This window comes from Stenotrophomonas sp. SI-NJAU-1 (genome assembly GCF_020883215.1).
GTDB lineage: Bacteria > Pseudomonadota > Gammaproteobacteria > Xanthomonadales > Xanthomonadaceae > Stenotrophomonas > Stenotrophomonas indicatrix.
The window spans coordinates 786060-810776 of sequence record NZ_CP086598.1; the positions used below are offsets into that span (position 1 = coordinate 786060).

Genomic DNA, 24717 nt, shown 5'->3' on the forward strand with positions numbered 1-24717 from the left:
TCCTTGGTTGAAAGCCATGCAAAAGGCGGCACCTGCTGGCGCCGCCTGACTGTATTGTGGGGACAAATGCGGCCGGAATCGACTCCCGCCGGATGCGATGCCCGGCTGCGGTGTCTCAGCCGTTCAGCACCGGCGTGGGCGGGGTGGCAGCATCGCCGCTTGGCGGGGCCAGCGCCTCCAGCGTGAACAGCGCATCGGGCAGGCGCTTGAACTGCTCGGCCAGCTCCATCAGGAACTCGTTCATTGCCGAGCTGCGGCGCCAGATCATGGCGATGCGACGGCTGGGACGGCCCTCGCCGACGAAGTCGAGCAGGCGGATGTTGTTCGAGCGCGGCACCGGCGGCTGTACCGACAGGCTGGGCAGCAGGGTGATGCCCACGTCGGCGGCGACCATCTGTCGCAGCGTTTCCAGGCTGGTAGCGCGGAATTCCGACTTTTCATTGGCGCCGAACAGACGGCAGACTTCCAGCGCCTGGTCACGCAGGCAGTGGCCGTCTTCCAGCAGCAGCAGCTTCTGCGTGGCCAGTTCCTGTACGTCCAGATGCTCGCGCGTGGCCAGCGGGTGGCGGCCGGATACGGCCAGCAGGAACGGTTCCTCGAACAGGAATTCGGCGTGCAGCTGGTCGTCGATCACCGGCAGCGCCAACAGTGCGGCGTCGAGCCTGCCTTCGCGCAGGCGCTCCAGCAGCACATCGCTCTTTTCCTCCACCAGCAGCAGTTCCAGCTCGGGGAAGCGCGTGCGGATGCGCGGAATCACGTGCGGCAACAGGTAGGGGCCCAGGGTGGGGAAGATCCCCAGGCGCACCGTGCCCGCTTCGGGATCGCGGCTGCGTCGCGCCGCTTCCTTCAGCTGCTCCACTTCGGCCACGATCACCCGTGCCCGCGCGGCTGCTTCGTGGCCGGCGGGGGTCAACATCACCTTGCGCGGTGCGCGTTCCACCAGCGGCAGGCCCAGTTCCTCTTCCAGCTTGCGGATCTGGGTCGACAACGTGGGCTGGCTGACGAAGCAGGAGGCGGCGGCCCGGCCGAAGTGCTTGTGATCGGCCAGGGCCACCAGGTATTTCAGGTCACGCAGGTTCATCCTCAGACCTCTCGGGGTACTGCACCGGCAGGGCGTGCCCTGCCGGCTGATGGTGCTCCCGATGGCCTGGGAACATTGGATCAGGCTGCTTCGGCCACCGCGCCGCTGCTCTTGGGAACCGAGGAGCGGATCAGGTGATCGAAAGCGCTCAGTGCGGCGGTCGAACCGGCGCCCATCGCAATGATGATCTGCTTGTAGGGTACCGTCGTGCAATCGCCCGCGGCGAACACGCCCGGCAGATTGGTCTGCCCGCGGTCATCGATGACGATCTCGCCACGCGGCGAAAGGGCCACGGTGTCCTTCAGCCATTCGGTGTTCGGCAGCAGGCCGATCTGCACGAAGATGCCTTCCAGTTCGACGCGATGGGAGTCGCCGCCGACACGGTCCTTGTAGGCCAGGCCGGTGACGCGGCTGCCGTCGCCCAGCACTTCGGTGGTCTGCGCGCTGGTCAGCACGGTGACATTGGCCAGGCTGCGCAGCTTCTTCTGCAGCACTTCGTCGGCACGCAGGCTGGAATCGAACTCCAGCAGGGTCACATGCGACACGATGCCGGCCAGATCGATGGCCGCTTCAACGCCGGAATTGCCACCGCCGATCACCGCCACGCGCTTGCCCTTGAACAGCGGGCCGTCGCAGTGCGGGCAGTACGCCACGCCCTTGTTGCGGTACTGGTCTTCGCCGGGCACGTTCATCTGCCGCCAGCGCGCGCCGGTGGACAGGATCACCGAGCGCGACTTCAACACCGCGCCGTTTTCCAGCTGCACCTGCACCAGGCCGTCTTCGCCGGCGGGCACCAGCGCAGTGGCGCGCTGCAGGTCCATGATGTCGACTTCGTACTCGCGCACATGCTGTTCCAGCGCCGTGGCCAGCTTCGGGCCCTCGGTCTCCTTCACCGAAATGAAGTTCTCGATCGCCATGGTGTCCAGCACCTGGCCACCGAAACGCTCGGCGGCGATGCCGGTACGGATGCCCTTGCGCGCGGCATAGATCGCCGCAGCGGCACCGGCCGGGCCACCACCGACCACCAGCACGTCGAAGGCGTCCTTGGCGGCGATCTTCTCGGCATCGCGCTTGCTGGCGTTGGTGTCCAGCTTGGCCACGATCTGCTCCAGGGTCATGCGGCCCTGGTCGAACACCGCGCCGTTGAGGTAGACGGTCGGCACCGACATGATCTCGCGCTGCTCGACTTCCTCCTGGAACAGCGCGCCGTCGATGGCCACGTGCTGGATGCGCGGGTTGAGCACCGCGGCCAGGTTCAGTGCCTGCACCACGTCCGGGCAGTTCTGGCAGGACAGCGAGAAATAGGTTTCAAACCGGTAGTCGCCTTCCAGGTTCTGCACCTGCTCGATCAGCTCGGCAGTAGCCTTGGACGGATGCCCGCCGACCTGCAGCAGGGCCAGCACCAGCGAAGTGAACTCGTGGCCCATCGGCAGGCCGGCGAAGGTCAGGTGGATGTCCTGGCCCGGCGTGCCAAGGTCGAAGGACGGCACGCGGCCCTGGCCGTCGCGCAGCACCTGCAGCGAGATCTTGTCCGACAGGCTTTCCAGGGTCTGCAGCAGTTCCAGCATCTCCTGCGACTTGGCACCGTCGTCGGCATGCGCGGTGATCTGGATCGGGCGGGTCACGCGCTCCAGATAGGTCTTCAGCTGCGACTGCAGGTTGGCGTCCAACATGGTCTTCTCCTGGCTTCAGGCAAAACGGGGGCGTGGCACCGCTGTAGAAGGTAGCGGACCAGCGAGGGGGTAGGGGTGAACCCAAGAGGGCAGCGCGGACCTGTGGAAGGGGCGATGCGGGCGCGGCCGTCTTGGGTTCACCCCCACGCCGGCGATGTGGCCGGCACGGGGATGGGCGCGCCGCAGCGTGGGGCTGCGGCAGGCCGGTGCTGCTTCAGATCTTGCCGACCAGGTCCAGCGACGGGGTCAGGGTCTTCTCGCCTTCCTTCCACTTGGCCGGGCAGACCTGGTTCGGGTTGGCGGCGGTGAACTGGGCAGCCTTCAGCTTGCGCAGGGTCTCGGAGACGTCACGGGCGATCTCGTTGGAGTGGATCTCCAGGGTCTTGATCACGCCTTCCGGGTTGATGATGAAGGTGCCGCGCAGGGCCAGGCCTTCTTCTTCAATGTGCACGCCGAAAGCGCGGGTCAGCTGGTGGGTCGGGTCGCCGACCAGCGGGAACTGGGCCTTGCCCACGGCCGGCGAGGTTTCGTGCCAGACCTTGTGCGAGAAGTGGGTGTCGGTGGTGACGATGTAGACCTCGGCGCCGGCCTTCTTGAACTCGGCGTAATGGTCAGCGGCGTCTTCGATCTCGGTCGGGCAGTTGAAGGTGAAGGCTGCCGGCATGAAGATCAGGACCGACCACTGGCCCTTCAGGGTGCTGTCGGAGACCTTGATGAACTCGCCATTCAGGTAAGCGTTGGCTTCGAACGGCTGGATCTGGGTGTTGATCAGGGACATCGTTTTTCCTCTGGGTGAAGGGGAGTGGGTGAATCGACAGGACCTAGGTTACTGGTTCCATTTCGATAAGGACAATGCATTGATTGCATCTATTTGATAGATGTAGTCTATTGAAGTGCGCTGAGCCGGCAATGAATCAGGCCACCTGCATCCTGCAACCCGCTGTATGACAAGGGAAATCATCAGCGGCTGCGGAAACCGGTCGATAGGTCTCTCATATCCCACCGCAGCGAATCCCGCCCCAGCGAACCTGAACGGTATCCAGACTCTACAATTGCGGGCCCACCGCCCGCGCCAGTGCCTGCCATGCCCGCCGATTCCGAACCGTCCCTGCGCCAGGTCGTGGCCGACGCCAGCGGCCGCCTGGGGGGCGTAGAGGCCCGTCATGAAGCAGAGCTGCTGCTGCTGCATGTGCTGCAGCGACCGCGCAGCTGGTTGTTCGCGCACGCCACCGATCCACTGCCCGCCGCCGAGCAGGCCGCGTTCGAGGCCCTGCTGGGTCGTCGCCTCGCGGGCGAGCCGGTGGCCTACCTGACCGGCCGTCGTGGTTTCTGGACCCTCGATCTGGAAGTCGACCCCGCCACCCTGATTCCGCGCCCGGAAACCGAACTGCTGGTGGAACTGGCGCTGGAGCGCCTGCCGCCGGACCGTGCACTGCGGTTGGCCGATCTTGGCACCGGCAGCGGCGCGATTGCATTGGCCCTGGCCAGCGAACGACCGCAGGCGCAGGTGCTGGCCACCGACGCCAGTTCCGCTGCGCTGGCGGTGGCGGCCCGCAACGCCGCGCGCCACGAGCTGGGCAACGTGCGTTTTGCCGAAGGTGGTCACGACTGGTACGCGCCGCTGCACGGTGAACGCTTCGACCTGATCGCCAGCAATCCTCCCTATATCGCCAGCAACGACCCGCACCTGCAACAGGGCGACCTGCGCTTCGAGCCGGCCACGGCACTGGCCTCGGGCGTCGATGGGCTGGACGACATCCGTCGCATCATCGTCGGCGGCGGCGACCACCTGCAGCCCGGCGGCTGGCTGCTGATCGAGCACGGCTGGGACCAGGGCGATGCCATCGGCGCGCTGTTCGAGCAGGCCGGCTACATCGACGTGCAGACCGTGCAGGACCTGGAGCAGCGCGACCGGGTCACCCTGGGCCGGCGACCGGCCTAGAATGGGGGTTCTCCTGCCAAGGGCAGGGCACCACCACGGAGCTGCAAGCATGCGTACGCTGTACCCCGCCATCACCCCTTACGACGTCGGCACCCTGAAGGTCGACGACCGCCACACGCTGTACTTCGAACAGTGCGGCAACCCGGACGGCAAGCCGGTGGTGATGCTGCATGGTGGGCCCGGCGGCGGCTGCAGCGACAAGATGCGCCAGTTCCACGACCCGGCCAAGTACCGCATCATCCTGTTCGACCAGCGCGGTGCCGGTCGTTCCACCCCGCACGCCGATCTGGTGGACAACACCACCTGGGACCTGGTGGCCGACATCGAGAAGCTGCGCGAGCACCTCAAGGTCGATCGCTGGCAGGTGTTCGGTGGCAGCTGGGGCTCGACCCTGGCGTTGGCCTATGCGCAGACCCATCCGCAGCGCGTGACCGAACTGGTGCTGCGCGGCATCTTCATGCTGCGCCGCTGGGAGCTGGAATGGTTCTACCAGGAAGGCGCCAACCGCCTGTTCCCGGATGCGTGGGAGCACTACCTCAAGCCGATTCCGGCGGTGGAACGCCACGACCTGATTTCCGCCTTCCATCGCCGCCTGACCAGCGAAGACGAAGCAACGCGCCTGGACGCGGCCAAGGCCTGGGCGGTGTGGGAGGGCGCGACCAGCTTCCTGCACGTGGACGACGACTTCATCAACAGCCATGAAGACCCGCACTTCGCGCTGGCGTTCGCCCGCATCGAGAACCACTACTTCGTCAACGGTGGTTTCTTCGAAGTGGAAGACCAGCTGCTGCGCGACGCGCACCGCATCGCCGACATCCCGGGCGTGATCGTGCACGGCCGCTACGACGTGGTCTGCCCGCTGGCCAATGCCTGGGACCTGACCAAGGTGTGGCCGAAGGCGAAGCTGGAGATCACCCCGGCCTCGGGGCACTCCGCGTTCGAAGCAGAGAACGTCGACGCGCTGGTGCGTGCGACCGATAGCTTCGCCTGATCGTGGGGTAGTGCCGGCCGCTGGCCGGCAACGCCTTGCCGGTAGCGCCGGGCCATGCCTGGCGGCGATTCTCCCCTTGTTCAAGGCTGTCGCAATTGGCCTTGAACCGGGGCGAGGCGGGCTGGCACCGTGGACGTCTGTGCAATTTTCGGCGACCCCACCATGTACACCCGCCTGCTGTTGACCACGGGAAAGGCCTCTCCAACCGATGCATACGTTGGCGGCGGTGCGTTTCTTCCAGAGAACATACCCTGGCCAACGAGTGTTGAAGGTCGTGCGTTCTTTCACCTGATGGCACTCCCTGCACATTGGTTCTATCCGCAGGGCGTTGCTGAGGATTTCTGGTTCTCAGTCTTCATCCCCACCGATACCCAGGATCATTCCCACTTCCGTCGGCTGCGCGCGGTGCAGGGAACCAGCGAAGCAGTTGTGCTCGCATACAGGCGTGGCGCCGCATCCAGAAGTCGATGCATGAGCGATTCACTGGAACGCGGCCGGATCGAGCGTGTCGAGTGTTTGGAGCCTGACGACGACGAAAACCTGGATTCCAAGCTGGATGGAATCGACGCATGGCTGCAGTTGCCCATGACGTGGAATGGGGGCCGTCGCCGCTTGATGCTCTATGGGGCGGACATCGACGAAATTCTGCCTTCGCATAAGGGCATCCTGTCGGATGGCATGGCGTATCTTTTCATTCCCGATCAGCCCGATTTTGGTCTCGGAGGGCGCGCGGGGGCGTTCTTCCTCCAATTGGGCTGAATCAGATTTCGCCACGTTGCGCGCTAGCTCTGCACCAAAGACCTCATCCACGCATGGCGTGGATCTACCAATCCCCGGCCAACAACGCTTCGGCCAGCACCTGCAGTTTCGGTGAGTGCTGGCGCGAGGGCGGGTAGATCAACGACAGCGCGCGGCTGCGGCCTTCAAATGGCTGCAGCACGCGCTGCAGGCGGCCATCGGCCAACGCGTCGGCCACCGCGAAATCCATCACCTGCACGATGCCGATGCCGGCGATCGCCGCTTCCACCAACGGGTCGCCGCAGTCGAACACCATCCGCGTCGGCGGCGTGACCTCGCGCAGCTGCCCGTCCTGCAGGAACTGCCAGTCCACCAGCCGGCCGCTGCGCAGGTTGCGCACCGCCAGGCAGGCATGGTTCTGCAATGCCGCCACATCAGCCGGCTCACCCTGCGTGGCCAGATAGGCCGGGCTGGCCACGGTCACCCAGCGCAGTGGCTTCAACGGCCGCGCCACCATGCGCTGGTCGGCGATGGTGCCGGTGCGCAGGGCGGCGTCGAAGCCTTCCTCCACCAGATCCACCAGACGGTCGCTGAGCACCGCCTCGACCTGAAGCTGCGGATGCTGCTGCAGCAACGGTCCCAGCAACGGCACCAGCACCTTGCGCCCGAACATCGACGGAGCGCTGATCTTCAACGTACCCGATGGCGTACAGGGGCGGTCGGCCAGCAGCCGCTCGGCGTCTTCCATCCCGCACAGCAACGGTCCCACCTGCTCGACGAACTGCTGGCCATCCGGGGTCAGCGCGACGTTGCGGGTGTTCCGCTGTAGCAACTTCACCCCCAGCGAGGCTTCCAGCCGGCCGATCGCGCGTGACAGCCCGGACTGGCTCAAGCCGAGCTGGCCGGCGGCGACGGTGAAGCTGCGCGCCTCAGCCACCTGCACCAGCATGCGCACCGCATTGAGGTCCATCGAGGATCCATTCATGCGGAAAATCATGACAGAAATCTCGCTGAGGGGGTTTATTGATTCACCTGCATCAATGAGACTGCCGTCCCCCCTCCGCACCGGGCGCCGCATGCCTCCCCTGAAATACCCGCGCTGGGCGCTGACCCTGCTGGCCACCGCGCAGCTGATCATCGCCCTGGACGCCACCATCATCTTCGTCGCCCTGCACGACATGGGCCGCGCGCTGCAGATCAATGCGCAGCAGCTGCAGTGGGTGGTCAGCGCCTATACGGTGGCCTTTGGCGGCAGCCTGCTGCTGGGCGGGCGTGCGGCCGATCTGCTGGGCCGCCGCCGCTTCTACCGGCTGGGCATGCTGCTGTTCGCGCTGGCCTCGCTGCTGGGTGCGCTGGCGCCCAATGCCACGCTGCTGATCGTGGCGCGTGCGGTGCAGGGCATCGGTGCGGCGCTGCTGTTTCCGGCCACCCTGGCCCTGATCAATACGCTGTATGCAGAAGGTCCGGTGCGCAACCGCGCGCTGGCAATCTGGAGCATGGCCAGCGCGGCGGGCCTCGCGCTGGGGACGCTGCTGGGCGGCGTGCTGACCCAGGCGTTCGGCTGGCCGGCGGTGCTGGCGGTGATCGTGCCGTTGGCCGCCGCCTGTGCCGTCGCCGCGGGCGCGTGGCTGCCGGCCGATGGCCCGCGCGTGCGCGGCCGTTCCTTCGATCTGGCCGGTTGCCTCACCGTCACCGCCGGCGGCAGCCTGCTGGTCACCACCCTGGTGCAGGGGCCGGAATGGGGCTGGACCGCGCCGGCCACGCTCATCTGCCTGTTGCTGTCAGCCGTGCTGTTGACGGTGTTCGTGCAGATCGAAAAGCGCAGCCGCGACCCGCTGATGCAGTTCGCGCTGCTGCGCCTGCCCGGCCTGCGTGCAGCACTCGGCCTGACCTTCGCGTTCATGAGCAGCTATGGCGTGCAGTACTACTTCCTGGCGCTGTACTTCCAGGATGGCTATGGCTGGAGCCCGCTGCAGGCCGGCATGGCCTTCCTGCTGCCGACGCTGGTGTGCACCTTCGGCATCCGCATTGCCGAGCGCATGCTGCAGCGCCGTTCGCCGCGGCAGGTGCTGGCCTGGGGCTTCGCTGCCGGTGCCATCGGCATCACCGCGGTGGCGCTGGCGATGCCGCACGGCGCCAGCTACTGGCCGCTGCTGCCGGGCATCGTGATGCTCAGCCTGGGCCAGGGCATGAGCTGGACGGCGATGTGGATCGTGGCCGGGCAGGGCGTGCCGGGGCCGCAGCAGGGTGTGGCGTCCGGCATGGCGGCTACCGCACAGCAGATCGGCGGCGCGTTGGGACTGGCAGTACTGGTGATGGTGGCCAACGCCGCACGCGGCACGCAGGCGGCAACCAGTCCTGATGCCCTGCAGGGCATGGTCAATGCACAGCACGGTGCCGCGCTGTTCGCCGCGCTCGGCGTGGTCATCGCGCTGGGCCTGCGTCCGGCACGGGTAGACTGCAGCTCTCCCGACGCGCTGCCCAACGACGCATGATTGCGCTGCTTGATCTTCGCCAGACGCTGGACGCGTTTGCCGCCTGCAATGACGACCACAACGCATGGGCGTCGTTCGGCTGGGTGCATGCCAGCGAGGGCGATCTGCTGGCAGCGCGTTTCTGGTTGCCGGCAGATGAAGACGCCGCGTTCGATGATGACGGTGAGGTGCCCGAGGCCGTGCAACCGTTCCGGTGGATGGATGCGCTGATGCTGCGGTAGTGCCGGCCGCTGGCCGGCAACCGCAATGATCCAGCTATCCTGAGGTTGCCGGCCAGCGGCCGGCACTACCGATCCGGGGCAGATCTACATCATGCGTGGATGGCGGTCATCCGAACGCCAACAACTGCGGCTGCAATGCGCTGAAGATGCGCGCCAGCCGCTCCGCCCACGCCTGCTGCCCGGCGGCATCGGCGATCAGGTCCTGGCGGATTTCCAGTTCCACATGCACCAGGCCGCGACCTTCGCCATGTACCGGCACCGCATAGTCGCTGCTGCTGTTGACCGAATATGGTTCGTTGTCGCCCACCACCAGGTCGCCTTCATCGCGCAGTGCCTGCAGCAAGGCCTGGGCAAAACGGGTGTCCTGGTGGTACAGCACGCCGGCGTGCCACGGGCGCTGCACGCCGTTCATCACCGGGGTGAAGCTGTGCATCATCACCAGCAGCGTCGGCCGTCCCGCATCGCGGCGCGCATCCAGTTCGGCATCGATGCGTGCATGGTAGGGCGCGTGGATCGCATCGATGCGCTGCTGCCGCTGTGCGGGCGACAGCCCGGCATTGCCCGGCACCACGGTATGGTCGCTGACCTCGGGAATCAGCGTGGGCGAAACCAACGGCCGGTTGCAGTCGATCAGCAGCCGCGAATAGGTCTGCTCGATCGCCCACGCATCCAGCCGCTCGGCCAATGCACGGGTGGTGCCGCCGATGCCGATGTCCCAGCCGATATGCCGGTCCAGTTCGGCCTGCGGCAGTCCAAGGTCGGCCAGTGCACGCGGCACCTGTTGGCCGGCATGGTCGGCCAGCAGCAGGAACGGCGAGGCGCCCTGCGCACGGTGCACGCTGAAGATCGCTGGATCGTCGGCGCCCAGCAGTGCCGGCAGCGCGTGCAGGCCGGCGTCAGCCACGGGGGCGGCCGTCCAGGTGGTGCTCGATCATCCACAGGCCGGCCCACAGCTTGGCATCGGCTTCATAGCCTTCGGCCATTTTCTGCACCAGCCAGGCGGCCGCCTGCGTGCGCGGCACTTCATGCACGGTGATGTCCTCGCTCTCGTCGCCGCCGCCTTCGCCGATGCGGCGCAGGCCGGTGGCACGCACGAAGGCGATCTTCTCGCTGCTGGCACCGGAGGAGGTGGGGCCGATCATCAGCACTTCGGCGTGCTCGGCGGTCCAGCCGGTCTCCTCTTCCAGCTCGCGTACAGCGGAGACTTCGATGGACTCGCCCGCATCGATGTCGCCGACCAGCCCGGCCGGCATCTCGATGGTCGACGCCTGCAGCGGCACGCGGAACTGCTCGACGAACAGCACCTTGTCCTCGGGGGTGACGGCAATGATGATGGCGGCCAGGCCGCCTGCGTGGGTGCGTTCGCTGTATTCCCAGCTGCCGCGCACGACCATGCGCTGGTACTTGCCTTCGTAGACGACACGCGGTGCTTCGGTGTTGCGCTGGCTCATGCGGGCTCGCTGGAAGTAGGGACGGGGTCGGAAATGCCGGCGGCACTGAACAGCCGGCGGCGGGTCATGGGGCCGAAGCGCAGGGTCTGGCACAGGCCGCCGAGCAGCTCTGGATCGGCCGCCTGGCGCGGCATGCCGGGCTGGCAGCCTTCCAACGGCGCGTCCAGGGCAATGGTGGTCAGCTGGCGCCAGAGCTGGGCATGCTCGCGCTGCTCGCGCAGGCGCACGGCCATCTGGGCCGCGCCGCGCAGGCGCAGGAACGGCACTTCGTCCAGGCGTTCGTACAGCACGTCCATGCTGCCGAAATGGGCCAGCAGCACGGCCGCCGACTTGGCGCCGACACCGCTGATGCCCGGAATGTTGTCGACCGCATCGCCGCACAGGGCCAGGTAATCGGCAATCTGGTGCGCATGCACGCCGTGCCGGGCCTTGACTCCGGCCACGTCCCAGCGCTGGTTGCGTGCGTAATCCCATTGCTCGTCATGGTCGAGCAGCAGCTGCGACAGGTCCTTGTCAGCGGAAATGATCACGCCGCGATGGCTGCTGCGGTGGCCATGCAGGGCGCTGCCGATCAGGTCGTCGGCTTCGTAATCGTGGTGGGCCAGCACCGCCAGGCCGAGCGCCGCGCACAGCGCCTTGCAGTGCACGAACTGGCGCTTGAGCGCTTCCGGCGCCGGGTCCCGGTTGGCCTTGTAGGCCGGGTACAGCCGATGACGGAAGCCACTGTCCAGCGCCTCGTCGAAGGCGATGGCGATGTGCCCGGGGCGTTCGCGCTCCAGCAGGTCCAGCAGGAAACGGGCGAATCCATGCACGGCATTGGTCGGCCAGCCCTGGCTGTCCTGGAATTCGTCCGGCAGCGAGTGCCAGGCGCGGAACACGTAGATGCTGGCGTCCACCAAGTACAGCGGCGGCGGTATCGCCACGGGAATCACGGCGCTCACTGGCCGGTCCAGTCCTGCAGCAGGGCCGCGGCATCGGGGCGCTCGCGCTCGGGCACTTCGGCCTTGGGCGTGCCGATGTGGATGAAGCCGGCAATGCCTTCGCCCTCGGCCAGCCCCAGGTGGGCGTGCACGGCAGGATCGAAGGCCATCCATGCGGTCAGCCACTGCGCGCCGAAGCCCAGCGCCTGTGCCGCCTGCAACAGGGCAAAGCACACGCAGCCGGCGGTCATCAGCTGTTCCTGCGCGGGCACTTTCGGGTCCGGGCGGGGGCTGGCCACCACCACGATCACCAGCGGTGCATGGCTGAAGCGCTGGCGGTCCTTCTCGAACACGGCGTCGCCGGCATTCGGGTCGCGCTCACGGCTGCGCGCGGCCAGGAAGTCGCCCAGAGTGTGACGCGCATCGCCGGCGATCTTCAGGAAGCGGAACGGTACGCGCTTGCCGTGGTCGGGCACGCGGACCGCCGAGGTCAGCATCCGCTGCAGGGTGGCCGGATCCGGTCCGGGCTCGCCCAGTTGCCGCGACGGCACCGAGCGGCGGGCATCCAGGGCAAGCAGGGCAGCAGGGTCGGGCATGGAGTCTGAACCGGTCATCACGGGTCGCTGATTATAGTCGGGCAGGTAGATGACGCCGTTTGTGTCGCGTCAGACCCCTGAATAGCAAACTGTGATGAACATCATGCCACTGGCGGATCACGGAGCCCTGCTTCCCCTCGCCTCGCAGGCCCTGCACGGCTTACGATACGCAATACTGCCGGGCCGCCGTTCATGAGGTTTGAAGTGAGGACTGTTTCACTGTCCGCGATGGGCTGGCCGGCCTACCATCGAGGGACCGGTGCATGGGGTGTACCGGCCGTCGCGATGTCCATGATGTCTGTCGCACCAGAGAAGGTGGGGAGCCTTCCCGAATGATGAGCGCGCCCACTCCGATGGGATCGCCGGGCCGTGACCCGGCCCAGCTCCAGCTTGCCCGGGACATCGTCCTGCCGGCGTTGTGCCAGGCCTTTGGCGCGGCACTGGCCCGCTTCGACGATGCCCTGTTCGACCGTGCCGGCAATGCCGGCTCGTCGCAGTTGCTGTTCCTGGACGCGATGCGCGAGCTGCGCCGCCGCCGTGAGGAGATCGCCGGCGCTTTTGCCGCCCATCTCGGCCATGCCTGGGCCGGCCTGGCGGCGGGCGAGCCCGTCTCTGCCGAGCTGACCCTGGCCGGGCAGGCCCAGGACGGCCTCAGCCTGGTGCCGGAACATGTGCTGGAATCGCGGTTGGCGGTGCGCAACTTCGCCACCGTGCTGCTGCGCGACTTCAAGCCGGTGCTGGCACGGCTCGACCGCCGCCTGGGCTGGCTGGGCGGCGGTATTGAACTGGATGCCGACCGCAACCCGATCAGCCCCGAACACCTGGGCGTGGCCATCCACGAGGCCTTTGCCGGCTGCGAGCTGGCCCCGGAAGTCCACCTGGTGCTGATCAAGCTGTGCGAGCGCGACCTGCGCGCGCCGGTGGGCCGCATCTACGAGAAGCTGGACGAGCACCTGGCCGCGGCCGGGGTGATGTCGCAGATGGGCGCCCCGCGACGACCGCTGGCGCCGGCCCCGAGCCCGGCCCAGCATGTTCCGCATGGCCTGGATGATCTGGTCGAGCAGCGCACGGCACCGGGCGTTGACAACGAATTCAATGACGACGAACAGGCCGCACCGGCCTGGGCGCAGCGTTTTGCCGCGCGCTGGTCCGAGCGTCGTGGCCACCTGCAGCAGCATGCCGGTGGCGAACAGAGCCCGTCCGGTGAAGCCTATTCCGGCCAGCAGGGAATGCTGCTGGAAGCGCTGCACGAGCTGCTGCAGCAGACCCGCCATGTGCGTGAGGACGCAACCTCTGCGGCGCAGGTCGCGGTTGGCCAGCATCGCCCGTTGAGCCAGCGCGAGATGATGTCGGTGCTGTCGCTGCTGCAGGCCACGCCGAGCGCGACCCTGCGTGCGGCGATCGGCGAGGATGGCGAATCACTGGCGCAGCGCCTGAAGAGCGAAGTGCTGTCCAGCGCTACCCGGCTCGGCGTCGATCCGAGCCAGGCCCGGCTGGACGCGCAGGACGAGGATGCGATCGACCTGGTCGGCATGCTGTTCGATGTCATGCTTGACGAGCGTGAACTGGAAGGCCGCTCGCGTGAGCTGATCGGTCGCCTGGTGGTCCCGTTCGTGAAAGTGGCGATGCTGGACCGCCGCATGTTCGTACAGAAGACCCATCCGGCCCGCAAACTGCTCAATTCGCTGGCCGAAGCCTGCGAGGGCAATACCGGCGAAAGCCAGGCCGAGCGCATGCTGATGGCCAAGGTCGAAGAAATCATCGAGCGGCTGGTTGCCGAGTTCAACGAGAACCTGGCGATCTTCCTGACCCTGGAAGAGGAGTTCCGCGAGTTCCTCGCGCAGCATCGCCGTCGTGTGGAAATCGCCGAGCGCCGTGCCGCCGAGACGCAGCGCGGGCAGGAGAAGCTGGAGATGGCCCGCAGCCGTGCTGGTGCCGAACTGGACCGCCGCATCGGCGACGCGACCCTGCCGCAGGCCATCGCCGGGTTCCTGCGCCAGCCCTGGCAGCATCACCTGACCCTGGCGCTGCTGCGCGAGGGTGAGGAAGGCGCGTCGGTGGCCGAGGCGCTGACCCTCGCTGACGGCCTGCTCGAGGAAGTGGCCGAGGCCCGCCGGCAGATCGTCGGCAAGCCCTGGTTGCAGGCCTGGCAGCCGATGCTGGTCAGGGTCTTTGCCAGCGTCGGCGTGCATGGGGACGCGGCCACCGCCGCCATCGATGCGCTGCATGACACCCTGCAGGGCATCGCCGAATCGCGGCCGGAGCTCGAGCGCGCCCTGCCGGAGCTTCCGCAGGTGGTGCTGCCCGCACCCCCGGCCCCGGAAACGCCGGCGGTGGAGCTGGGCGGCACGTTCAATACCGACGATTTCGACAATGCCGATGCCGACCGCTTCCGTCGGATGGAGATCGGCAACTGGCTGGACTTCGTCGACAAGGATGGCAAGGTGCAGGCGGGCAAACTGTCCTGGATCAGCCCGATTTCCTCGCGCCTGCTGTTCGTCAACCGTCGTGGCGTGCGCTTCTGCGTGGCGTCGCCCGAGGAACTGGCAGTGATGGTGCGATTGGGTCGGCTGCGTCCCCACGTCGACGATGGCGCCTTCGACAGTGCCATGCAGGGCGTGCTTGACCGCCTCGACCCGGGTGGGGCAACGCTGCACTGAGCCGCGTACGCCTGCTAGGATCGGACCCACTCACCGATCAGCGGGAATCTGCATGGCCGTGGCGTTGCTGGGGATCAAGGAGACCGCGCCGGGCGAACGCCGCGTTGCGCTCACGCCGGAAACGGCGCGCAAGCTCGGGGCGCTGGGCATCACCGTGTGGTACCAACCCGGTGCGGGCCAGGCCGCCGGCTTCACCGATGCCGCTTACGACGACGCCGGTGCCCGTGCCTTCGACGCCGGCCGTTGGGCCGAGATCGACATCCTGCTGTGCGTGCAGGCGCCACCGGCCGGGGTGCTGGCCCAGCTCAAGCCGGGTGCCAGCGTGGTCGGCCTGCTGACCCCGGCGGCCGACCCGGCGCTGGCTGCATTGGCCTCCGATGACCGCCTGTACCTGTTCCCGCTGCAGCAGCTGCCGCGCACCACGCGCGCGCAGGCGATGGACGTGCTCAGTTCGCAGGCCGGCATGGCCGGCTACAAGGCGGCATTGATCGCTGCCGAACGCGCGCCGCGCTTCTTCCCGATGCTGACCACGGCGGCCGGTACCGTGCGTCCAGCCAAGGTGCTGGTGATCGGCGCCGGTGTCGCCGGCCTGCAGGCCATCGCCACCTCCCGCCGGCTGGGCGCGCAGGTGGAGGGCTTCGACGTGCGCCCGGAAACCCGCGAACAGATCCAGTCGCTCGGCGCGCGCTTCCTCGACCTGGGGGTGAGTGCGGCGGGCGAGGGCGGTTATGCGCGGGCGCTGACCGATGAAGAGCGTGGCGAACAGCAGCGCCGTCTTGGCGACCACCTGCGCAGCGTGGACGTGGTGATCTGCACTGCCGCGGTGCCGGGACGTCAGGCGCCGACGATCGTCACCGCCGCGATGGTCGAAGGCATGGCCGCCGGCAGCGTGATCGTCGATCTGGCCGCCGAGAGCGGTGGCAACTGCGCGTTGACCGCGCCCGGCCAATGCATCGAACACCAGGGCGTGACCATCGATGGCCCGCTGGGCCTGGCCAGCCGGGGTGCCACCCAGGCCAGCGAGATGTATGCGCGCAACCTGATGAACTTCGTCGCCCTGTTCGTGCGCGAAGGCCAGCTGGGCTTCGACTGGGAAGACGAGCTGCTGGCGAAAACGCGCTGGCAGGCGTAAGCCGGTAGCGCCGGGCCATGCCCGGCGGGTGCAGCGGCATCCGGTGAATCCGCCGGGCATGGCCCGGCGCTACCCCTTCGTTAGGGGTTACCGCGGCTTCGCTGGCGGCGGATTGTTCCGCACCCATTCCCTGCGTTCGTCCGCGCTCATCTGTGACCAGCGCTCGCGCATGGCATCGCGCTGGGCCGGGCTGAGATCACGCATCTGGCCGAACAGCGCCCGGGCCTGCTCGCGCTGTTCGGGGTTCATGTGTTCGAAGCGGCGCAGGCCGCGGCGGGCCTTGTCGCGCTCTTCCGGGCTCATCGACTGCCAGCGCTGGCCGTGCGACAGCATGCGCTGGCGCTGCGCGGGATCGGCGCCGTTCCAGCGGTCACGCAGCGGCGCCAACAGCGCTTCGCGCTGGGCCGGGCTCAGCTGTTCCCAGTTCGGCAGCGGCGCGGCAGCAGGCGCCGGACGCGCGGCAGGCGCCGGCGCGGTGGCCTGCGCCAGTGCCGATGCAGCGGGCAGCAGGGTCAGGGCGATCAGCAGGGGCAGGCAGGGATATCGCAGCATGGTTCACTCCATCGCCAGGTCGTTGTCGCCCAGCCACAGGTACAGATCGGGATTCTCGTCGTACAACACGCCATTGTCTTCTTCCGCAGCGACGATCGGCGTGCTGATCGGGCCCTGATGATCGCCCGGACCGACGAACTGGATGCCGATGCCCAGCGCGATCACCAGCGAACAGGCACTGGCCAGCCACCAGCGCCAGCGACCGGCGTGCGCGGTTCTGGCGCTGTGACGGGCACTGCGCAGGCGTGCCAAGGTGGCCGGCGACAGCGCCTGCAGCGACTGCGCGTGCAGGCTGCGCAGGGCGTCATCGGAAGGCAGGGGGCGGTTCACGGGTGCATCTCCAGTTGATTCTGCAGCGCCTGTCGGGCGCGCGCCAGATGGGTCTTTACCGCGCCTTCGCTGCAGCCCATGGCGCGGGCGGTGGTGGCCCCGTCCAGGTCCTGCAGCACGCGCAGGGTGAATGCCTCGCGCTGGCGGGCGGGCAGGTCGCGCAGCGCCTGCACCAGCTGCTGGTACTGCTGGCGTTGCTCGTGCGCCTGCGAAGGGTCCGGCCCGGGGTCGGCCCAGTCGATCTCGCCGCCGTCGGCATCCCGGTTGTCGCGCCAGAACGGCAGGCGGAAACGGCGGCGGCGCTGCAGGTCGATCACCCGCCGGCGCAGGATGCTCCAGAACAACGGCGCCCACTCGGCGGCCGGCTTGTCGGCGTAGTCCAGCATGCGCAGCAGCGCGTCCTGCACCGCATCCAGCGCATCCTCGCGCTGGCGCAGGCCGGCCTCGGCGAAGCGGAAGGCGCGCGGCCCCACGCTGGCCAGGAACGCTTCCAGCGAGGCCGGAACGGCGTCGGCATCGGCATCGGTGGTCGAGGGGACAGGGCTGCTCACCAGCACAGGGTACGGTTCCTTGGCAGGGGTCACCATCGACAACGCGTAAGCGCGGCCGTGGTTGACCGGGACGCGCGCAGGGTTCAGCCCATGGTTATGATGGGGCGACGAAGACAGAGCAGGAGCGTTGCCGGTGAGTGACGGGTTCGTGGCGCTGTACATCTTCATGCTGGCCGCCATTGCCGGCCACGTGATCATTTCCCGGGTCCCGGTGATCCTGCATACCCCGTTGATGTCGGGCTCCAATTTCATCCACGGCATCGTGCTGATCGGCGCGATGGTGGTGCTGGGGCACGCACAGACGCCGTTGGAGAAGGTGCTGGGGTTCCTTGCCGTGGTGCTCGGTGCCGGCAACGCCGCCGGCGGCTATGTGGTCACCGCGCGCATGCTGGAAATGTTCAAGCCGAGCGTGCGCAAGGCCGACAACGATGAACCGAAGGAGCCGCAGGCTTGAACATCAGCACCGTCGAACTGCTCGATTGGCTGGTCAAGGCCAGCTACCTGGTTGCCGCCACCCTGTTCCTGCTCGGCCTGCAGCGCATGGCCTCGCCGATGACCGCAAGCAGCGGTATCCGCTGGGCGGGGCTGGGCATGCTGCTGGCCACGGTGGCGACCTTCTTCCTGCCCGAACTGCACAACGTGCCGTTGATCCTGGTAGCACTGCTGCTGGGGGCCGGCCTGGCCTGGTGGTCGGCGGGCAAGGTCGCCGTCACCGACATGCCGCAGATGGTCGCGCTGTACAACGGCATGGGCGGCGGCTCGGCGGCCGCCATCGGTGCGGTGGAACTGCTGCGCTATGCGTTCCTGGCCAACCGCGATACCACCCACTGGAGTGCGCAGGCGCTGGCCGATCTGGCCGCGCGGCAGCCGTCCGGCACGGTGCTGGTGCTGGCGGTGGTGGGCGCGGCGATCGGTGCGGTGTCGCTGTCCGGCTCGGTGGTGGCCTGGGCCAAACTCGATGGCCGCCTCGACAAGCGCGTGACCTGGCCGGGCCAGCAGGTGATGAACCTGCTGGTGGCGCTGGCCGTGGTGGTGCTGGGCATCATCGCCGCCAGTACGCTCAGCACGTGGGCGATCGTCGCCTTCTTCGTGCTGGCCCTGGCGCTGGGCGTGTTGATGACGTTGCCGATCGGTGGCGCCGACATGCCGGTGGTGATCTCGCTGTACAACGCGTTCACCGGCCTGGCGGTGTCGTTCGAAGGCTACGTGCTGGGCAACGAGGCGCTGATCATCGCCGGCATGATGGTCGGTGCGGCCGGCATCCTGCTGACCCGGTTGATGGCCAAGGCGATGAACCGGCCGATCCGCAACGTGCTGTTCTCCAACTTCGGTGCTGGCGCCAGCGGCGAGGCGCAGACGATCAGCGGTTCGCAGAAGCCCATCGATGCGGCCGACGTGGCCGCGATGATGGCGTTTGCCGAACGCGTGGTGATCGTGCCCGGTTACGGCATGGCCGTCGCCCAGGCCCAGCACAAGATCTGGGAACTGGCGCAGCGGCTGGGCCAGCGCGGGGTGAAGGTGAAGTTCGCCATCCACCCGGTGGCCGGGCGCATGCCCGGGCACATGAACGTGCTGCTGGCCGAAGCCGGCGTGCCGTACGACCTGATCGCCGACATGGACGACATCAATCCCGAATTCGCCAGCACCGACGTGGTGCTGGTGATCGGCGCCAACGACGTGGTCAACCCGGTGGCGCGCACCGATCCGGCCAGTCCGATCTACGGCATGCCGGTACTGGACGTGGTCAATGCCCGCAACGTGGTGGTGATCAAGCGCGGCAAGGGCACCGGCTTTGCCGGTATCGAGAATGCGCTGTTCTATACCGACAACACCCGCATGCTGTACGGCGATGGGGCCGAGGCAGCGGCGTCGCTGGTCAGTGAGCTGAAGGCGCTCGACGGCGGGCATTGATGCCATACCGGTAGCGCCGGGCCATGCCCGGCGAGCGCGCAGCGCGGCTGTTCCAACAATCCGCCAGGCATGGCCCGGCGCTACCCACGTCCGGCGCGCTCAGCGCGCCAGCCAGGCGCCTACGGCGACACCCACCGCCAGCCACAGCCACTCGACCACGCCATTGGCCAGGGTGATCAGCGTCCAGGCCAGGTGCGGGCCCATCCGCAGCGAGGCGTCCCAGGGGTTCAGGCCCATCGAGCCGCCCATCCAGGCACTGGCGATGGCCCAGTTCGAGATCGCGGCCACCAGCAGCGTGCCCAGCATGACCAGGGCGATGCGCAGCTTGCCGGGACCGAGCGTGCCCAAGCGCAGCATGAACACCAGTTCCAGAGCGGTCAGTACCGCCATCCAGCCGACCGGACGGCCGGTGAACAGGGCGATCAGCATCCAGGCGAGGGGGGCGGTGGCCAGCGCCAGCAACAGCATGAAGGGCCAGAGCCAGGTAACGGTCCTGGCGCGTGCGGCATTGGAGGACATCGAAGCTCCTGAAGGTCGCCGACAGGATACTGTGGTTTGCCGCAGTGCACCGGCGAGGGCGGGGCGCCTACGCTAGAATGGCCGCTTGCGTGGCTTATGCCGCAGCCCCATATCGGTCCCCATGTATTCCCGTAGCAGCGAACCTGTCCACTTCGAACGCGATTGCGAGGCCGTGATGGTCCCGCAGGGCGACACCGTGACCCTGCCCGCCGGCAGCTATGGGTACATCACCCAGGCGCTGGGCGGCAGCTATTCGGTGTTCGTCGAGGGCAATCTGTTCCGTATCGCCGGCAAGGATGGCGATGCCATCGGCAAGGAAGCGCCGGCACCGCTGGAACTGCCCGACGATGCCAGCGACGAGCAGGTCGAACAACTGGTCTGGCAGCAGCTGCGCACCTGTTTCGACCCGGAAATTCCGGTCAACATCGTCGAACTGGGCCTGGTCTACGAGGTGGAGATCAAGCACCTGGACGAAGGGCAGCGCGAGATCGACGTGAAGATGACCCTGACCGCGCCTGCGTGCGGCATGGGCGACATCCTGGTCGACGACGTGCGCAGCAAGCTTGAAATGATCCCGACGGTGGCCGAGGCCGACGTCGAGCTGGTCTTCGACCCGCCGTGGAACCAGCACATGATGTCCGAGGCCGCACGGCTCGAAACCGGCATGCTTTGACCCACGGCCCGCAGTGACGCGGGCCCGGCATTACCCGCAACCAGAACAGGAAATCTCCGGTGTCCCAGTCCATTCCCAGCTTCGCCGTCACCCGTTCGGACCACCCGCGCAGCGCTGAAGAGCGCGCCCAGATCCTGGAAAAGCCGGGCTTCGGCCTGCACTTCACCGACCACATGGTGGAAGTGCGCTGGGACAAGGATGCCGGCTGGCACAACGCCAGCGTGCGCGCCTACGGTCCGCTGCAGCTGGACCCGGCCGCGGCCGTGCTGCACTACGGCCAGGAGATCTTCGAAGGCATCAAGGCCTACCGCCATGCCGATGGTTCGATCTGGACCTTCCGCCCCGATGCCAACGGCCGTCGCCTGCAGCGTTCGGCGCAGCGCCTGGCGCTGCCGGAACTGCCGGTGGAGATCTTCGTCGAATCGCTGAAGCAGATGATCGCCGTCGACAGCGCCTGGGTGCCGTCGGCCGATGAGTCGAGCCTGTATTTCCGTCCGTTCATGATCGGCGATGAAGCGTTCCTTGGCGTGCGCGGCGCGCACAAGGCCGGCTACTACGTGATCGCCAGCCCGGCTGGCCCGTACTTCGCCAAGGGCGTCGCCCCGGTGTCGATCTGGCTGTCCACCGAGTACGCGCGTGCGGCCAAGGGCGGTACCGGTGCGGCCAAGTGCGGAGGCAACTACGCCGCGTCGCTGTTGCCGCAGCAGAAGGCGCAGGCGCAGGGCTGCTCGCAGGTGCTGTTCCTGGACCCGGTCGAAGGCAAGTACCTGGAAGAACTGGGTGGCATGAACGTGTTCCTGGTCTACAAGGACGGCACCCTGGTCACGCCGGAACTGTCCGGCAGCATCCTCGAGGGCATCACCCGCGAGAGCATCCTGCAGCTGGCCCGCGACCGCGGCATGAAGGTCGAAGAGCGCAAGGTCACCATCGATGAGTGGAAGCAGGGCGTGACCTCCGGCGAGATCGCCGAAGTGTTCGCCTGCGGTACCGCTGCGGTGGTCACCCCGATCGGCCAGCTGAAGGGTGAAGGCTTCTCGGTGGGCGACATCAATGCGCCGGCCGGCGAAGTGACCATGTCGCTGCGCAAGGAACTGACCGACATCCAGTACGGTCGCCTGCCGGACCGCCACGGCTGGCTGGTCAAGCTGGGCTGATCGCCTGCGCTGAACGCTGGCGCCGGGTTACCCCCGGCTGCATCCCCGGAAAGCCCGTCCCTGCGACGGGCTTTCTGCGTTTCACGCGTATGTCCGCCGGGCATGGCCCGGCGCTACCAGGATCAACGGCTCCTGTCAGCGGGCGGCGATGTCCGGCGAATGTACGCCTACCACGGTAGCGCCGGGCCATGCCCGGCGGCTGTTCGCCGATGTCGGCAAAGACATGGTGGGACAGGACATTCCGCAGTCAGGTACGTGCAGATGACGCGAAAGTTCCTTCACCTTCACAAACCCTCGACCCGGAAAGTCTCAGATCCAACATTTCATCTTGCTGAAAAGACGCTGAAAATCTTGTGGTGTCCGGTTTGAGCCACTAGCGTCATCAACACAGCGGATGGTCAGGGGAATCCGCTGGCTCGCCGGACCCGAACCTCGCCATCGCAAGCCAGCCCACGGTTCAGGCCGGTGCTTCTGCCGATTCCGGCATTCCTACCATTAGAAGGGAAATCCGATGTCCCAGGTAACGCAACCGCGTGTGCGTCGTGTGTGGGTGGTCCTTGGTGCGTCCGTCCTGTCTTCGCTGCTGCTGGCCACGCCTGCGCTGGCCGGTGATGTCCAGCTCAGCGGCCTGCAGTCCGCGCCGACCCACCAGCGCTTCATCGTCAAGTACCGCGACGGCAGTGCGCCGGTGGCCAACACCACCGCGCTGGCCTCTTCGCTGAAGACGGCCGCTGCCGGCATCGCCAGCAGCCAGGGCCGCGCGCTGGGCCTGCAGCAGGTCCGCCGGCTTGCGGTCGGCTCCACCGTGGTCAGGACCGACCGTGCGCTGGACCAGGCCGAATCCGAGCTGCTGATGCGCAAGCTGGCCGCCGACCCGAACGTGGAATACGTCGAAGTCGACCAGATCATGCGCCCGACGCTGACCCCCAACGACACCCGTTTCAGCGAGCAATGGGGCTTCGGTACGTCCAACGCCTCGATCAACGTGCGCCCGGCCTGGGACAAGGCCACCGGCACCGGCGTGGTCGTGGCCGTGATCGATACCGGCATCACCAACCATGCCGACCTCAACGCCAACATCCTGCCCGGCTATGACTTCATCAGCGACGCGGCGATGGCGCGCGACGGCGGTGGCCGTGACAGCAATCCCAACGACGAGGGCGACTGGTACGGCGCCAACGAGTGCGGCTCGGGCATTCCGGCCTCCAACTCCAGCTGGCACGGCACCCACGTGGCCGGCACGGTCGCCGCAGTGACCAACAACAGCACCGGCGTGGCCGGTACCGCCTTCAATGCCAAGGTCGTGCCGGTGCGCGTGCTCGGCAAGTGTGGCGGCTACACCTCCGACATCGCCGACGCGATCGTCTGGGCCTCCGGTGGCACGGTCAGCGGTGTGCCGGCCAACGCCAACCCGGCCGAGGTCATCAACATGTCGCTGGGCGGTGGCGGCAGCTGCTCGACCACTTACCAGAACGCGATCAACGGCGCAGTTGGCCGTGGCACCACCGTGGTGGTCGCTGCCGGCAACAGCAACACCAACGTCTCCAGCGCGGTACCGGCGAACTGCCCGAACGTGATCGCCGTGGCGGCCACCACCTCGGCGGGTGCGCGTGCCAGCTTCTCCAACTACGGCACCGGCATCGATATCTCCGCACCGGGCCAGAGCATCCTGTCCACCCTCAACAGCGGCACCACCACCCCGGGCAGCGCCAGCTATGCGTCCTACAACGGCACCTCGATGGCGGCACCGCACGTGGCGGGCGTGGTAGCACTGATGCAGTCGGTGGCACCGAGCCCGCTCAGCCCGGCGCAGGTGGAAAGCATCATCAAGAGCACCGCGCGCCCACTGCCGGGTGCGTGCTCGGGTGGTTGCGGCGCCGGCATCATCGACGCCGATGCCGCGGTGACTGCCGCGATCAACGGCACCACGCCCAACCCGGGCGGCACGGTGCTGCAGAACAACGTGCCGGTTACCGGCCTCGGCGCAGCCAGCGGCGCATCGCTCAACTATACCGTCAACGTCCCGGCTGGCAGCGCGCAGCTGCGCGTGGCGATCAGTGGCGGCAGCGGTGATGCCGACCTGTACCTGCGCCAGGGCAGTGCCCCGACCGACACCGTCTACACCTGCCGCCCGTACCTGAGCGGCAACAACGAGACCTGCACCGTCAACAGCCCCGCCGCCGGCACCTGGTACGTGCGGGTGAAGGCGTACAGCACCTTCTCGGGCGTGACCGTCAACGCCCAGTACTGAGCCCAAGCCCCTCTCCATGGGCACGCCCCGGCCTCGGCCGGGGTGTTTTTTTGGGGGGACGGCGAAGCGGAGAAAGCAATGTGCAGCAGTGCATTTGCCCTTGCTCTTGCTCTTGCTCTTGCTCTTGCTCTGCCCTTGACCTTGCTGGCCGCGCACCGGCATCTGTCTGGAGAGGCTCAGGTTCCCATCGCAGGACCGTTGGCGCCAAGGATGGCGCCATCGAGCCCCCAAGGATGGGTTTACGGCGTATCCTGGGATGGGAGCCTGAGCCTCTCACGACTACAGCAACCGAAATGCCGACGCGCGACAGCGCGCCTTCAATCCCTCAAACCGACTCGAACCGGTTCGCCGCCACGTTCTTGCGCACATGCTGCGGGTCGAAGATCCGGCCGTTCATCGCGATGAACACCCCCGCCGGCAGCGACTGCACCGCGCCGATCGCACAACCGATGTTGAACTCCGCATCCGAACCACGGAAACGCGCCGGGCTCAGCGCGCCGGTCATCACGATGGTCTTGTCCGGGATCGTCGCCAGCACCTTGCCGGTCTGCACCATCGAATCGGTGCCGTGGGTCACCAGCACGTGGCGGGTGGGCTGGGCGGCGATCGTCGCGCGGATCAGCTCACGATCGTCGTCGTTGATGTGCAGCGAATCCTTGCGCAGGATCGGAATCACGTTGAAACGGAACGTGACCCCCAGTTCGCGCAGGATCATGCCGATCTGCGGGTCGCCGATCTGGTAGTCCGACTTGTCGTCGAAGTAGATCTTGTCGATCGTGCCACCGGTGGTGACGACCAGGAGCTCTTCCATCATGTGCATGCGCGAAACCAAGGCAGGTACAGCGGCGCGGGGCCGGGAACGCAGATGATACGGCG

Annotated in this window: 25 protein-coding genes; 12 read left to right on the forward strand and 13 right to left on the reverse strand. The window is 67.4% G+C overall.

The annotated features are described in order from the left end of the window. Nucleotides 1-115 precede the first annotated feature (115 nt). From LMF57_RS03455 to ahpC, 3 genes are all read right to left on the reverse strand, one after another. Nucleotides 116-1081: a LysR substrate-binding domain-containing protein gene (locus LMF57_RS03455; protein WP_025877947.1), complete on the reverse strand. Its 966-nt coding sequence runs from the start codon at nt 1079-1081 to the stop codon at nt 116-118. An 80-nt stretch (nt 1082-1161) separates the two neighbouring features. Then, nucleotides 1162-2754, reverse strand: a complete 1593-nt coding sequence (ahpF, locus tag LMF57_RS03460) for an alkyl hydroperoxide reductase subunit F (RefSeq protein WP_208083147.1) — start codon at nt 2752-2754, stop codon at nt 1162-1164. A 214-nt stretch (nt 2755-2968) separates the two neighbouring features. Next, on the reverse strand, nt 2969-3532 hold the full coding sequence (gene ahpC, locus LMF57_RS03465; RefSeq protein WP_025877950.1) for an alkyl hydroperoxide reductase subunit C: 564 nt from the start codon (nt 3530-3532) through the stop codon (nt 2969-2971). A gap of 306 nt (nt 3533-3838) precedes the next feature. Here ahpC and prmC point away from each other — a divergent pair, with 306 nt between their 5' ends. The 3 genes from prmC (at nt 3839) to LMF57_RS03480 (ending at nt 6446) form a co-directional block, all read left to right on the forward strand. Continuing rightward, entirely contained in the window at nt 3839-4696 is an 858-nt protein-coding gene (gene prmC / locus LMF57_RS03470) for a peptide chain release factor N(5)-glutamine methyltransferase (RefSeq protein ID WP_229290845.1), read from the forward strand. Nucleotides 4697-4745: 49 nt separating this feature from the next. Further along, nucleotides 4746-5687, forward strand: a complete 942-nt coding sequence (gene pip, locus LMF57_RS03475; protein WP_032977488.1) for a prolyl aminopeptidase — start codon at nt 4746-4748, stop codon at nt 5685-5687. Nucleotides 5688-5849: 162 nt separating this feature from the next. Beyond that, the gene (locus LMF57_RS03480) at nt 5850-6446 is read left to right on the forward strand and encodes a hypothetical protein (protein ID WP_162887611.1); all 597 of its coding nucleotides are present in this window, start codon (nt 5850-5852) and stop codon (nt 6444-6446) included. Between the two features lie 64 nt (nt 6447-6510). On the opposite strand, the gene LMF57_RS03485 is transcribed toward LMF57_RS03480, so the two are convergent. Next, the gene (locus LMF57_RS03485; RefSeq protein ID WP_140224919.1) at nt 6511-7395 is read right to left on the reverse strand and encodes a LysR family transcriptional regulator; all 885 of its coding nucleotides are present in this window, start codon (nt 7393-7395) and stop codon (nt 6511-6513) included. A gap of 106 nt (nt 7396-7501) precedes the next feature. Between LMF57_RS03485 and LMF57_RS03490 the strand changes: the two genes are divergently transcribed. Together LMF57_RS03490 and LMF57_RS03495 are read left to right on the forward strand one after the other, a co-directional pair. Continuing rightward, nucleotides 7502-8920: an MFS transporter gene (locus LMF57_RS03490; RefSeq protein WP_229290852.1), complete on the forward strand. Its 1419-nt coding sequence runs from the start codon at nt 7502-7504 to the stop codon at nt 8918-8920. Further along, entirely contained in the window at nt 8917-9141 is a 225-nt protein-coding gene (locus tag LMF57_RS03495; RefSeq protein ID WP_229290855.1) for a hypothetical protein, read from the forward strand. Before LMF57_RS03490 ends, LMF57_RS03495 begins: the two co-directional genes overlap by 4 nt. 106 nt (nt 9142-9247) lie before the next feature. Here the strand turns inward: LMF57_RS03495 and LMF57_RS03500 are convergent, their stop codons facing one another. From LMF57_RS03500 to LMF57_RS03515, 4 genes are read right to left on the reverse strand one after another with little or no spacing between them, the layout of a single operon-like run. Beyond that, a complete protein-coding gene (locus LMF57_RS03500) occupies nt 9248-10045 on the reverse strand; it encodes an N-formylglutamate amidohydrolase (RefSeq protein ID WP_229290856.1) in 798 nt (265 codons plus the stop codon). After that, nucleotides 10038-10592, reverse strand: a complete 555-nt coding sequence (locus LMF57_RS03505; RefSeq protein ID WP_025877960.1) for an NUDIX hydrolase — start codon at nt 10590-10592, stop codon at nt 10038-10040. Before LMF57_RS03505 ends, LMF57_RS03500 begins: the two co-directional genes overlap by 8 nt. Next, the gene (locus LMF57_RS03510; RefSeq protein WP_229290861.1) at nt 10589-11533 is read right to left on the reverse strand and encodes a 5'-3' exonuclease H3TH domain-containing protein; all 945 of its coding nucleotides are present in this window, start codon (nt 11531-11533) and stop codon (nt 10589-10591) included. The genes LMF57_RS03505 and LMF57_RS03510 overlap by 4 nt, the downstream gene beginning before the upstream one ends. Further along, entirely contained in the window at nt 11530-12108 is a 579-nt protein-coding gene (locus tag LMF57_RS03515) for a nitroreductase (RefSeq protein WP_117311842.1), read from the reverse strand. The genes LMF57_RS03510 and LMF57_RS03515 overlap by 4 nt, the downstream gene beginning before the upstream one ends. A 332-nt stretch (nt 12109-12440) precedes the next feature. On the opposite strand from LMF57_RS03515, the gene LMF57_RS03520 reads away from it, so the two are divergent. Both LMF57_RS03520 and LMF57_RS03525 read left to right on the forward strand, forming a co-directional pair. After that, a complete protein-coding gene (locus LMF57_RS03520) occupies nt 12441-14768 on the forward strand; it encodes a DUF1631 domain-containing protein (RefSeq protein ID WP_117309597.1) in 2328 nt (775 codons plus the stop codon). Nucleotides 14769-14820: 52 nt separating this feature from the next. Then, nucleotides 14821-15900 (forward strand): NAD(P) transhydrogenase subunit alpha, encoded by a 1080-nt coding sequence (locus LMF57_RS03525; protein ID WP_117309598.1) that lies wholly within the window; start codon nt 14821-14823, stop codon nt 15898-15900. 87 nt (nt 15901-15987) lie between these two features. Here LMF57_RS03525 and LMF57_RS03530 read toward each other — a convergent pair whose 3' ends face one another. Genes LMF57_RS03530 through LMF57_RS03540 form a run of 3 tightly spaced genes read right to left on the reverse strand, consistent with a single transcriptional unit; the run spans nt 15988 to nt 17369 of the window. After that, nucleotides 15988-16452, reverse strand: a complete 465-nt coding sequence (locus LMF57_RS03530) for a DUF3106 domain-containing protein (protein WP_229290862.1) — start codon at nt 16450-16452, stop codon at nt 15988-15990. A gap of 3 nt (nt 16453-16455) precedes the next feature. Beyond that, a complete protein-coding gene (locus LMF57_RS03535; RefSeq protein ID WP_208082758.1) occupies nt 16456-16782 on the reverse strand; it encodes a hypothetical protein in 327 nt (108 codons plus the stop codon). Beyond that, nucleotides 16779-17369: an RNA polymerase sigma factor gene (locus LMF57_RS03540; protein WP_229290865.1), complete on the reverse strand. Its 591-nt coding sequence runs from the start codon at nt 17367-17369 to the stop codon at nt 16779-16781. The genes LMF57_RS03535 and LMF57_RS03540 overlap by 4 nt, the downstream gene beginning before the upstream one ends. Before the next feature lie 97 nt (nt 17370-17466). On the opposite strand from LMF57_RS03540, the gene LMF57_RS03545 reads away from it, so the two are divergent. Beyond that, nucleotides 17467-17787 carry an NAD(P) transhydrogenase subunit alpha gene (locus tag LMF57_RS03545; RefSeq protein WP_117309602.1) on the forward strand — a complete coding sequence of 107 codons (321 nt, stop codon included), beginning with the start codon at nt 17467-17469 and terminating at the stop codon, nt 17785-17787. Beyond that, nucleotides 17784-19244 (forward strand): NAD(P)(+) transhydrogenase (Re/Si-specific) subunit beta, encoded by a 1461-nt coding sequence (locus tag LMF57_RS03550; protein ID WP_229290866.1) that lies wholly within the window; start codon nt 17784-17786, stop codon nt 19242-19244. The genes LMF57_RS03545 and LMF57_RS03550 overlap by 4 nt, the downstream gene beginning before the upstream one ends. Nucleotides 19245-19343: 99 nt before the next feature. Here LMF57_RS03550 and LMF57_RS03555 read toward each other — a convergent pair whose 3' ends face one another. Then, on the reverse strand, nt 19344-19763 hold the full coding sequence (locus LMF57_RS03555) for a hypothetical protein (protein ID WP_229290869.1): 420 nt from the start codon (nt 19761-19763) through the stop codon (nt 19344-19346). Nucleotides 19764-19884: 121 nt separating this feature from the next. On the opposite strand from LMF57_RS03555, the gene sufT reads away from it, so the two are divergent. The 3 genes from sufT to LMF57_RS03570 all read left to right on the forward strand — a co-directional run bounded on the left by sufT (nt 19885) and on the right by LMF57_RS03570 (nt 23841). Next, nucleotides 19885-20436, forward strand: a complete 552-nt coding sequence (gene sufT / locus LMF57_RS03560; RefSeq protein ID WP_025877975.1) for a putative Fe-S cluster assembly protein SufT — start codon at nt 19885-19887, stop codon at nt 20434-20436. 59 nt (nt 20437-20495) lie between these two features. Next, nucleotides 20496-21590 carry a branched-chain amino acid aminotransferase gene (locus tag LMF57_RS03565; protein WP_117309605.1) on the forward strand — a complete coding sequence of 365 codons (1095 nt, stop codon included), beginning with the start codon at nt 20496-20498 and terminating at the stop codon, nt 21588-21590. Nucleotides 21591-22101: 511 nt separating this feature from the next. Then, the gene (locus LMF57_RS03570; RefSeq protein ID WP_229290870.1) at nt 22102-23841 is read left to right on the forward strand and encodes a S8 family peptidase; all 1740 of its coding nucleotides are present in this window, start codon (nt 22102-22104) and stop codon (nt 23839-23841) included. Nucleotides 23842-24166: 325 nt separating this feature from the next. Here the strand turns inward: LMF57_RS03570 and LMF57_RS03575 are convergent, their stop codons facing one another. After that, nucleotides 24167-24652, reverse strand: coding sequence for an asparaginase domain-containing protein (locus tag LMF57_RS03575; RefSeq protein WP_033830416.1), 486 nt, complete (start codon nt 24650-24652; stop codon nt 24167-24169). Nucleotides 24653-24717: the final 65 nt, after the last annotated feature.